Source organism: Corallococcus sp. CA047B (assembly GCF_003612065.1).
GTDB lineage: Bacteria > Myxococcota > Myxococcia > Myxococcales > Myxococcaceae > Corallococcus > Corallococcus praedator.
In genome coordinates this window covers 1-10,599 of the sequence record NZ_RAWD01000324.1, presented here as the reverse complement: position 1 = coordinate 10,599, position 10,599 = coordinate 1, and the positions used below count along the sequence as shown (strand labels likewise).

Genomic DNA, 10,599 nt, shown 5'->3' with positions numbered 1-10,599 from the left:
GAACAGCGCCGCCGCGAGCCCACCCACCCACTGCAACACCATCAGGACGATGAAGGTCCGGTCGGTGCGCTGGCTCAATGCCAGACACTGCGCTTCGAAGAGCTGCCGCGCCCGCAGGGCCACGTCGGCGTCGGACAGGTGGATTCTCATCACGGGGTCTCGCCAGACGGACGCGGGGGTGTTTCCAGGGCACATCCAAAGACAGGCGCCGCGGGGCTCCCCGGTGCTTGCGAGCCCACGAGCGCCCGGATGGCGAGGCTGCCCGCGCTGTCGCCCTCATGGCCCCGCGCGGGGGTGATGCCTCCGCTGAAGCGCTCCTCCCCCTCCGGCGAGAACAACACCACCTGGCCGGACGTCCGCGCGCCCAGCTCGCGCGCCGCCGTCCCATCCACGTCCGCCACCACCTCCACGCCGGGCAGGGCCTGGGCGCGCGTCCACAGCTCCGAGCGCACGAAGTCCGGGGGCGCTTCGCTCGGTGCCCAGACGAACACGCGCGTGGCGAGCCGACCGCCCGCGTGGGCCGTGAGCTTCGCAAGCTCCGTGAGCGTCGCGCGCGAGCAGGGACACTGGGGATGGAGGAAGACGAGCAGCGACCACGCACCCGGGCCGCGCACGGGCGCGAGCAGTTCCGGCAGGCGCGAGGGCGGCGTCGCCGCAGGGCCGGCCGCGCTCGCGTGCGACCACATCAGCCCCGTGCCCAGCGCTGACGCCGCCAACCAGAGCCCCACGAACCACGGCAGGGCCACGCGACGCAGCGCGAACTGTTTCAGACCCTCGTCACGCGATACCCGGGCCGGGGTATCCAGGGGGCCATGGGCATCTACCGGGGCGGCCATGCACGGCCATGCTGGAGAGTCCCCGTGTCATTGGCAATACGCATTCAAGCAGGCAGGCCCAGACCTTGAGACAAGGAAGTGTGCCCACTTTTGAGAAAATCACGAGCCTTGAGAAATCCTCGTACTTCCTTCCCGGAGAGCCTGGGCGTATGCCTTTGAATCCCTGTTATCACCGTTCCCAAAGGCGGATTTCGGTGCCTGCTCGTCGCACCAGCAACGGACTCAGGGCGCCATCCACGGGTTCGATGCGGCCGGGAAGTGTCGCGGAGGTGACGGTCCTCCAGCCGCGTTCGGTGAGCGCCTCGTGCACCTTGGCGCCAAAGCCTCCTCCGTAGGACGTGAGCAGGTGGGAGGCCCGCACGCGGTCCAGGAGGTCCCGGCCCGCGTCGTCGGACAGGTAGTAGAGGACCTCCGCGAGCAGCACGAGGTCGGCCTCCAGGGCCACGTCCTCCACGGACGCCTCCACGATGCGCACTCGCGCCTGGGCCCCCAGCCGTTCACGCAGGCGGGCGACGAAGCGGGGCTCGGACTCCACGGCCTGGACGCTCGCGTGGGGAAAGAGTGTCAGCAGGTGCTCGGTCATCATTCCCTCGCAAGCGCCCACGTCCACCACGCGCCGGGGTGGAGGCGAGGCGTGGCGCAGCGACTCCAGCACCCTGGCGGTGAGGGCGAAGCGCTCCGCTTCGTAGGTGGACTGGGCGAAGCCCCATGGGTCCGCGAGCTCGGAGAAGATCTCCGGCTTGGTGAGGGACAGGGCGCGCACCATGTCCGTGGAGCGCACCTCCGTGAAGGCCTCGATGCCGGGACCGTCTCGCAGCGGGTCCGTGCAGGCTCCGCCCTGGGCTCCGTCGGGGCGCTCCCGGTACAGCGCGTTGAGCAGGCCGAGCTTGCGCTGGAAGGCCGCGTCGTCCAGCACCGTGCACACCGTGGGACGCGCGCCCGTGGCCGGCACCCACAGCCGGTCGAAGACGCGGCTGACGAGGACCGCCACCTCGCGGTGCAACGGCGCCTCCTCCTGCGGGCTGTGCGTGAAGACGCGCCGCTCCCCCTGCTCGCGCTGCTCCCGGCACCAGGGGCCTATCTCCGACGGCGACAGGAGCAGGTGCGTGCTGCGCGCTCCCAACGCCCGGCCCACCGCCTCCAGCTCCCGGCCGGCGCCTCCGTCCTCCGTCACCACCGCGAGGTCGGCGCCCCCGGCGACGGTGCTGAACAACCGGACCACGTCCTCGGGGTGGGCCACCACGATGAGCGGCGCGGCCTTCTGGGTCTCCGTCATGTCAGGCACTCCAGTCGGATCCCGCCGCCGCTTCGCGCGCAGGGAATCGGATGAGGGGAAGCAACTGCTCGCGGATGAGCGGCTCCCACCGCATCCGCTCGGCGAGGGCCCGGCCCGTCTCCAACAACAGACGTCCTTCGTGCGCATCGCGCGGGAGGCGGCGCACCACCTCTTCCGCCACGCGCCGCGCGGTGCGCGATTCCTGCTCACGCAGCACGGTGGCGGGCAGGGCCTTCCAACCCTCCACCGTCCGCGCGAGCCCCGCCTCCCGGGCGTCCGTCACGGGGTCCGACACGACGAGGTTCGGGTGCGCGGACTCCGACAGGCCCAGGGCCTCGCACTGCTCGCGCAGGGTGCGCCGGGCACCGCTGGCCCCGGAGATGACACAGATGGCGCCACAGCCCAGCGCTTCCAATTGCGCCAGCCCGTGGGATTCGTACAGGGATTGGCCCAGTGAAACATCCGTCGCGCGGTGCAGGTCGTCCCGCGTGAAGTCCAGGCCCGCGGGCCACGTAGGCTGGTTCACCAGGGCGATGTGCACACCCGTGCCCCGCGCGTTGAACGCCTCCACCCGCGCCTTCACGTGGCGCAGGTTGTCGGACGGGTCCGCCTCGTTCCACTCGGTCACCATCACGAGCAGCGCGGGCCTCCGCTCCGGAGGCAGCAGCTCCGCCAGGTGTTCGCACACGTCCACGTCGCGCCACAGCCCCTTGCAGACCTCGTCCCGGGAGATGTGCGTGAGCAGCAGTCGGAAGTCCTGGCCCCACTGCTTGCGCGCATGGCGCAGCACCCGGACGCTCGCGGCCTCCTTCGCATCCCCTTCCGTTTCAATCAGGCGATGCCCGTGGGGCACCACCGTCACGGGCTGGAGCGAGTAGCGCGGGTCGAGGAAGCGCAGCTCGTCCGCGACGGAGGCGCTCACCGCGCCGACGCGCTCGCACAGGTGGCCGTTGCGGAGGATCTGGAAGTTGGGCCAGGTGCCCACCGGATACACCTGATCCAACGTCCGGCCCTGCTCCAGCCCCAGGCGCTGCACGTTGTAGAAGCGCGCATCGGACGCGCCCTGCCCCGCCTCGCCGTACTCCACGAGCACCCGGGGCGTGCGCACCTCGCCCGCGTAGTAGACGGTGTGGCACCAGTCGTGCCCGTCGAGCAGCGCCTTGTACGCGAGCGGCAACGACAGGTGCTCCTGCGCCAGGACGACGGCCCCCGCGCCGTCCTGGGAGCGCAGCCGCGCCACCGCGTCGAAGACGGGCTCCGCGAGCGTGATGGCCAGCATCGCGTCGTGGTCCAACGGCGGCGCGTCCAGGAGGCCGTGGTGCACCGCGCGCCGGAACAGCCGGTTGAGCCACGGCGCCGCGCCCAGCCTCGTGCCGTACAGCCCGCGCCACACGCGCGAGAGGGCCCGCCACGGCGCCGGGCGTCCGCCCCGACAGTCGAACGGGAGGTCCACCCCGAGCAGCGTGTGCAACCGCTGGAGGAACAAGGGCAGCGTGCCCAGCCGCACCCGGTAGCCCCGGAGCACGTCGGTGAGGTCCACCAGCAGCACCTCCACCGGACCGCCCGGAGCGTCGCGCCTGCCGTAGATGAACGACACGTCGTGCCGCGCCTCCACCGGCTGGAAGACCCGCGCCCACGCCTCCGGGTTGCGCCGGCGCAGGCCGCTGTAGAGCACCTCTCCGTGCGCCTCCAGGTCGTGCGCGAGCGACTCCTCCGGCGCATAGCTGCCCAGGCCGCACGGACGCACCGTGGGGCTCACCAGCAGCGTGCGGGGAAAGGCCGCGCGGTACTCGGGCGCCGCCAGCAGGTGCTCCAGCACCACGCCCATCCCGCCCAGCGTGCGCGTGGCTTCGTAGGACAGGTGCACCAGCAGCTCACCGCGCGCGGCGGGTTCCTCCACGCTCACGGGGCCACCGTCCAGACGCGCTCGCACAGCTTGCGGCCCGTGCCCAACCTGCGCGCGTGCGCCTCCACCGCGGGCAGCGTCGCCGCCTCCAACTGGCTTGCGTAGAAGGACAGCCCCCGCAGCTTCGCGGGCCACAGCTCCGTCAGGTCCAGACACCGGGGCGCCAATCCGAGCGCCCACGCGTAGTCGACAATCTCATCCTCCGGGTGGTGCGCGGAGTACGGCAGGTCCTCGTAGTAGACGATGCGCCCCCGGTCCCCCCGCAGCGCCCGCACCGCGTCGCGCACCAGCAGGTGGTCCACGTGGCTGGAGATGCCCAGCGGCACGTAGCAGACCGCGTCGTCGGAGACGTGCGCCAGCACCTCCCCCAGCGCCTCCCGGACGCGCACGGCCAGCGCCGCCGTGGCCGCCTCCGACTCCCGGGGCCCTCCCGGAGGCGAGCGCAGGCTGGTGTCGCGAAAGCCCAGGTGCACCAGGTCCGCGCCATGCGCTCGGGCGAAGCGTCGGTCCTCGCCCATCCGCAAGGACGTCACCGCCAGCGACCGCGTCGGATCCACCGGCAGCACGAACTCCCAGCAGCTCTGGGAGAAGACGGTGACGAGCGTGGGGACGACGCCCCGGGGCACGCCCAGCAGGCTCGCGTACGCCCCCAGCGCCACGTCGTCCGGATGGGGCGAGAAGAACACGTGCTCCGGTCCCCCCTCGTCGCTCCGCGCATGCTCAGCCACGGGGACCTCCCATGCGCGTCGGCGCGGGCCACTCGTTCAGCGGCAGGTCGTGCAGGTCGCCTTCGGGCGTCACGAAGCCGAGCACGACGACGCGCTCACCGTCGTTGACCACCGTGTGGCGGAACGCGCGCACCGGCGCGTCCAGCTCCCGCGTCAGCCCTTCGGAGAAGCGGCCGGAGGTGATGAGCCAGTGGCCCGCGTCGTTGGGCATCAGGCGGGGCACGTCGCCGTCCAGCCACACGAGCCCCGGCCGCGACTCCCCCAGGTTGAAGGTGAAGAAGCTCTTGTCCGCGTGCGGCTCCGACGCGTGCGCCACCACCTCCCGCCGCCTGCGGGCGACGCTGGGCGCGTGGTACTTCACGAACCGCACCGCCCCTTCCGTGCGGCGGCGGAACAGGCGCGTGAGCCCCCCGGCCCGCAGGCCGTAGCCCAGCTCCAGCGCCTCCAGCAGCACGCTGCCCACGACGTGGGACGCGAGGTACGCGTCCTCCGACGCCACCAGCAGCTCCCGCACCGGCTCCGGCACGAGGCGCCGGCGGAAGCCGCTCCACGTCACGGGCTTGGCCATGAAGGCCTCGATGGCCTGCCGCACCACCGTGGACTCCGGGTACCACGTGGCGTTGTAGCCCGTCTGGAACACCGTCTCCGCCGGCATCAGCGCATGCAGGTACGGGTGCGCCAGGAGCGCGTGCTGGTACGTGGCCTCGTAGCGCTCGAACTGGCCGTCGAGCTCGTGGCGCGCCAGCAGCGCCGCGGGCCGCTCCAGGTAGAAGAAGCCGCGCTCGGACAGGTGCTCCACCAGCGTCCGGGCGAAGGCATCACGCCGCCTGGGCGCGCCCGACAGGAAGTCCTCCAGCCGCAGCGGCTGGATGTCCGTGAAGCGGGGTGTCTGGCTCCGGATGAGGCCATCGCTCCCTGGGGCGAAGGGCCTTGCGTGGGGGGAAGACGACGAAGTCCGGGGCGCGGTGTCGAACTGGAGAGGTCGGGTCGTCATGGTCGGGGTTCGGGCTGGAATGCGTCACAGATTACGGGTGGCCTCTGACATTCCTGGATCAGGACGGACCCCCTCCGCGCCTCAATTCCTATCAATGCCTGTCACCTCCCAGGTCGCCCCGCACACACGCGCTGTCACTCACGCCTGCACGCGACCGGCGGCGGTTCGTCCACCAGGGGACATCCGCGATTCCCACGGGGAAGACGACCTGGGCCGGTGGGTCCGGAAGACGCCTCCCCGGTTTGCGCTGTGCGGGCGGAGACAGCGTCCGCGACGTGGGGGCCGGTGCCTTGACGGAGGCCCCCGCGCTCGCGCTCCAATCCCTGACATGGCCCCGCGCACGTCACGTCTGTTCATCGCAGTCCTGATGGCCGCGACCTGTTCCTGTGCGCGCCTTCCCAGCCATCCGGTGATGGCGGACCTGCCGCTCTTGCGGATGGAAGTGGTGCTCCCACCACGGCCCGTGACCCGCGCGGTGCTCGTGGAGCGCGTGCGGGCGACGGGGCTGAGATTCGACGTGATGCCGGAGGGCGCGCGTGTGTTCGTGGACGGCCGGGCGGTGGGATTCGCCCGGCAGTTGGAGTCGCTCGTCACGCTGGCGCCGGGTGTCCATCAGGTGAGCGTTCGGGCCGCGGGACACGCCACCTGGCGGGCCGAGGTGATGGTGGGCGACCGGCCGGAGCCCATCCAGGTGACGTTGACCGCGTCGCCGTGAGGGGCGGTCGGGACGGACGTGGCGCACCACCATTCGCAAGGGGGAGGAACGGCGTGAAGCTGACGAGGAGAAGGGGTCGGCTGTTCCGGTTGCCGTTCGCGGACGCGCCGGAGTCCCGTGCGCGGCTGTGGAAGAGCATGACGGAGCACGGGCTGTTCGTGCCGGCGGATGCACCGCAGCCCATCGGGACGGAGTTCCCGCTCCAGGTCGCCTTCCACGGCGCGGCCCCGGCCGTCTCCGGTCGCGTGCGCGTGATGGAGCACGGGGTGTCCGGCTGGGTGCGCGGCTACTTCGTCAAGTTCGTCGCGCTGGACAAGGGAAGCCTCCCGCTTCCGGTGAGCGCTCGCGACGAACGGCCGACCCCGCGGCCGGTGGAGGCGCCCGTGGATCCGCCCGGTGCCTCCGCGCCTGCGAGCGCGGACTCCTGGCGGGAGGAGCCGACGCCGGTGGGCATCCGGCCCCGCTCGACGGTGGAGGGGGCGGCGGCCCTGCACGACTATTCGAACGTGGAGCTGCTGCACGCGCGCGACCCGGAGGCATGGCAGGGCGGGCTGCGGCCTTTCGACACGTTCGGTCCGTACCAATTGCTCAAGCGCCTGGGGGCGGGCGGGATGGCGGAGGTGCTCCTCGCCCGGCGCACCATGGCCGAGGGCGTGGACAAGCTGGTGGCGCTCAAGCTGGTGTTCCAGGAGTACGCGCGCCACCCGCGCCTGTCGGAGCTGTTCCTCACCGAGGCGCGCCTGAGCGCGACGCTCCAGCACCCCAACGTCATCCAGGTGTTCGACGTGGGCTCCGCCGCCGGCCGGCCCTTCATGGCGATGGAGTACGTGCCCGGGTGCAACGGCGCGGACCTGTTGGAGCGGCTGCGCGAGCGCGGACGGCCGCCGCCGGTGGCGCTGGCGGTGACGCTCGCCATCGAGCTGGGCAAGGCGCTGGAGTACCTGCACGACCAGCGCGACCTGGATGGACGCCCGTTGCACCTGGTCCACCGCGACGTGAGCCCGGGCAACCTGCTCATCGGGCTGCACGGCGAGGTGAAGCTGGTGGACATGGGGGTCGCATCAGCGAGCATCGCCAGCGGCAACGACCTGCTGGTGGTGGGCAAGCGCGCGTACATGGCGCCGGAGCAGGCGGCGGGGGGACGCCCGGAGCCCGGCTGGGACATCCACGGCATGGGGCTGGTGCTCTACGAGCTGCTCACGCTGCAGCACGCGTTCGGGGATGTCGCCGAGGCGGCGGAGCGCTCCGGGCGCCTGCGTCCGTCAGACTTCAATCCCCAGGTGACGCCGGAGCTGGAGCGGCTGGTGCAATGGGCGACCGCGCCGGATCCGTCTGGTCGGGCTCCCAGTGCGCAGGCCCTTCGACAGGCGCTGGAGCGCGTGCGGGCCACCCTGCCCCCCTTCGATGTGGTGCAGGCGATGCGCGAGCTGTTCGGGGAGTCGCTGGACCGGGTGCAGCGCGAGACGGAGGCGCTCATCGGCATCGCGCGTGGCAGGGACCGGCCCCGGGGCTCCCAGCGGTGCCGCAGATGGTGGGGGTTCGTGGATCAGCGGATCCCGGGAGCGTTGAAGCTGATGGCCGCGCGGCACCGACAGGAGTTGCGTTGGGGCGCGATGGCGCTCACGGTCCTGGTCGCATCCGGCGCGGCGCTCCTGTGGCCCCTGCACGCGCGGGAAGCGGCCCTGGGTGAGCACCTGTCGAAGGCGGATCGGCTCATCGCGGTGGCGAAGCTGTCGGGGGCGGGAGAGGACACGGCGCTGGCGCAGCTCCAGGCGGCCCGGGCGCTGCGTCCGGAGGATCCGCGGGTGCGGGCGCGGCTGGAGGCGCTGGCGGACGGGTTCGAGTTGCTGGCGACGGAGGCCTCTCAGCGGGGCGACGTGGCCGAGGCCGTGGCACACCTGCGCGCCGCGCTCGAAGCGGCACCGGAGCGGAATGTCCCCCGGATGAAGCTCCAGTTCCTGGAGGACGAAGCGCGCCGCACCACCACGGGAAGGAGGAAGCGATGAGCATGCGCTCCCGGTTCTCGTTCGCTTCGGTGGAAGAGCTCCCGCTCCCTTTCCCATGGCGGATTCACGCGGAGGCAACGCACCTGCGTGCTCATCCTCCTTTCGCGGCGATGGAAGGGCTCGCGCCCCATCGAGCACTCCCTCTTCGCGCGGGGAAACGTCCACCCGTTCGCGGCGCACTGGTCCGCGCCATGACGATGGCGTTCCTGCTCACCTCGGTGACGGGTTGTTCGCGCAGCTCGGAGGAGGCCAGCGCCGCTGAAACCGTGTTGCGGGAACTGGAGGCCATCGTGGCCACGTGCGCGGCGGCGCAGGGGCCCGTCGACACGATGCGCACCGCGCGCTCGTTCTGGGAGCCCTTCGAAGCAGGCGCCACCTTCCGCGCGGGCGACTGGGTGCGCACCGGGCCCGAGGCCTCCGCGCGCATCGAGCTGCGCGGTGGCGGTCGCTTCGAGTTGGAAGAGCGCACCGTGGTGATGGTGGAACGTCCCACGCCAGCGTACGGGGGGGGCACGGGCGGCGCGGTGGTGGCCTTGGAGTCGGGTGCCGCCCGGGGCGTGCTTCCCGTGGATGCGCTGCGAGACGGCCCTCTCGTCCTGCGGGGAGACGCCGGACGCCAGGTGGAACTCACGGTGGACGCGCACGATGGACCTGCGGAGTTCCGCGTCACCCGCACCGCCAACAGCATGCGACTCAGCGTGTCCCGGGGACGGCTGATGCTCTCCGAGGGTGCGCACCGCCGCACGCTCGACGCGGGCAACTGGCTGGAGGTCGCGCGGGGCCTGGAGGACGCCGAACACGACGGGCCGCCCTTCCCCGCCAGCCTGTCTCCCGGCGTGGATGCCCGCATCGAGTGGAGCCAGGACCTGGACATCGCCCTGGCCTGGAAGCCGTTGGACGGAGCGCGGCGCTACCAGGTGCAGGTGGCGCGAGACCTGGGCTTCACCCAGCGCGTGGTGGACACGCAGGTGGAAGACCAGAGCTTCACGTTCATCCCCCCCGAGCCCGGGATGTTCGTCTGGCGCGTGGCCGCGCTGGATGCCCGGGGCCAACCCGGCGAATCCGGCTTCGCCCGCCGCATCTACGTGGACCGCAAGCTTCAGCGCGCGTTGCTCATCGCGCCCCGGGATGACTACCAGGCCCCGGATGACACGGCGGCCCGGGACATCGTCTTCGCGTGGCAGTCCGTCGGCGGAGAGCCCCGCTACCGGCTCGTCGTGGCGCGGGACCGGAACCTGAAACACCCGGTGCTCGTGCTCGAAGGCAGCACGCAACAGGTGGTGCTGCCGGGGCTGGCTCCCGGCGAGTACTTCTGGGGCGTGTACGTGGCCGAGGAACCACCCACGCCCCTGTTCCAGAAGGCCCGGCGGCTCGTGGTGCCGGCGACGCCCGGGGCCCGCGGGCGGGGGGGCCTGGCCAACCCGGCGGACCTGTGAGGGACGGCCCGGACGTCAGGCGCTCTTGCGCCGCCGCATCATCGCCTCGTACGAGCGGCCCACGCTCTGGGAGAGGATGAGCAGTTCGCCCACGTCCGGAGGGGTGAGCTGATCCGGCCCGTTGTCCACGTAGAGCAGGTGGACGACCTTGCCGCGCACCAGCAGCGGGAGGATGACCGCCGTCGTGGGGAAGCCGCCGCCCAGCAGCCGGTAGAACATCCCCATCGCCGCGTCCCGCTTCACCGGGCCCACGTAGTGCGAGCGCGTGTCGCGCACGAGCCGGAAGGTGCTCTGGTCGCGCAGCGGCACACCGATGCGGCGCACCGCTTCGTCGCGCACGCCCTGCCCCATGCCGTGCCAGCCCGTCACGAGGTTGCCCTGCACCGACAGCAGCAGGGACCGGCGCCACTTGCCCAGCGCGAACCGGAGCACCGTGCGGGCCACGTCCTCGCGGTCCGAGCTTCGCGCCAGCTCCGCCTGGGCCTCCGGGAACGTCATCGGCGTCGGAGGAGGCGTGGGCGCGCGGACCTGCGGCGGCACGGGCAGTCCCGGGCTCGCGGCGGGCGGCCGGCCCGTCGCGGCCACCTGCGCGGGCAGGCCGGGGACCGGGACCTGGGGCGCCACGTGCGCGGGGATGTCCACGCGCGGGGGCACTCCGGGCGGCACCGGACGCTGGACGGCGGGGGGCGCCACGGGCCGGGG

The 10,599-nt window shown here is 72.2% G+C and carries 8 protein-coding genes and 1 pseudogene; 3 read left to right on the top strand and 6 right to left on the bottom strand.

The features are described from left to right. Positions 1-149: 149 nt before the first annotated feature. The 5 genes from D7X74_RS34090 to D7X74_RS34070 form a co-directional block, all read right to left on the bottom strand. Entirely contained in the window at positions 150-836 is a 687-nt protein-coding gene (locus D7X74_RS34090) for a RedB protein (RefSeq protein WP_147446780.1), read from the bottom strand. A gap of 169 nt (positions 837-1,005) precedes the next feature. Further along, positions 1,006-2,112, bottom strand: a complete 1,107-nt coding sequence (locus D7X74_RS34085) for a trans-aconitate 2-methyltransferase (RefSeq protein WP_120537179.1) — start codon at positions 2,110-2,112, stop codon at positions 1,006-1,008. A gap of 1 nt (position 2,113) precedes the next feature. Next, positions 2,114-4,018 (bottom strand): hypothetical protein, encoded by a 1,905-nt coding sequence (locus D7X74_RS34080; RefSeq protein WP_147446779.1) that lies wholly within the window; start codon positions 4,016-4,018, stop codon positions 2,114-2,116. Further along, positions 4,015-4,746: a PIG-L deacetylase family protein gene (locus D7X74_RS34075; protein ID WP_120537177.1), complete on the bottom strand. Its 732-nt coding sequence runs from the start codon at positions 4,744-4,746 to the stop codon at positions 4,015-4,017. Before D7X74_RS34075 ends, D7X74_RS34080 begins: the two co-directional genes overlap by 4 nt. Beyond that, the gene (locus tag D7X74_RS34070; RefSeq protein WP_158622339.1) at positions 4,739-5,740 is read right to left on the bottom strand and encodes a hypothetical protein; all 1,002 of its coding nucleotides are present in this window, start codon (positions 5,738-5,740) and stop codon (positions 4,739-4,741) included. Before D7X74_RS34070 ends, D7X74_RS34075 begins: the two co-directional genes overlap by 8 nt. A gap of 367 nt (positions 5,741-6,107) precedes the next feature. Between D7X74_RS34070 and D7X74_RS43250 the strand changes: the two genes are divergently transcribed. The 3 genes from D7X74_RS43250 to D7X74_RS34055 all read left to right on the top strand — a co-directional run bounded on the left by D7X74_RS43250 (position 6,108) and on the right by D7X74_RS34055 (position 9,897). After that, the gene (locus D7X74_RS43250; protein ID WP_158622338.1) at positions 6,108-6,455 is read left to right on the top strand and encodes a PEGA domain-containing protein; all 348 of its coding nucleotides are present in this window, start codon (positions 6,108-6,110) and stop codon (positions 6,453-6,455) included. Between the two features lie 53 nt (positions 6,456-6,508). Continuing rightward, positions 6,509-8,461 (top strand): serine/threonine-protein kinase, encoded by a 1,953-nt coding sequence (locus D7X74_RS34060; protein ID WP_147446778.1) that lies wholly within the window; start codon positions 6,509-6,511, stop codon positions 8,459-8,461. A gap of 191 nt (positions 8,462-8,652) precedes the next feature. Next, on the top strand, positions 8,653-9,897 hold the full coding sequence (locus D7X74_RS34055; RefSeq protein ID WP_120537173.1) for a hypothetical protein: 1,245 nt from the start codon (positions 8,653-8,655) through the stop codon (positions 9,895-9,897). 15 nt (positions 9,898-9,912) lie between these two features. On the opposite strand, the pseudogene D7X74_RS34050 reads toward D7X74_RS34055, so the two are convergent. Next, positions 9,913-10,599 (bottom strand): annotated as a pseudogene (locus D7X74_RS34050) (hypothetical protein); the annotation flags it as partial.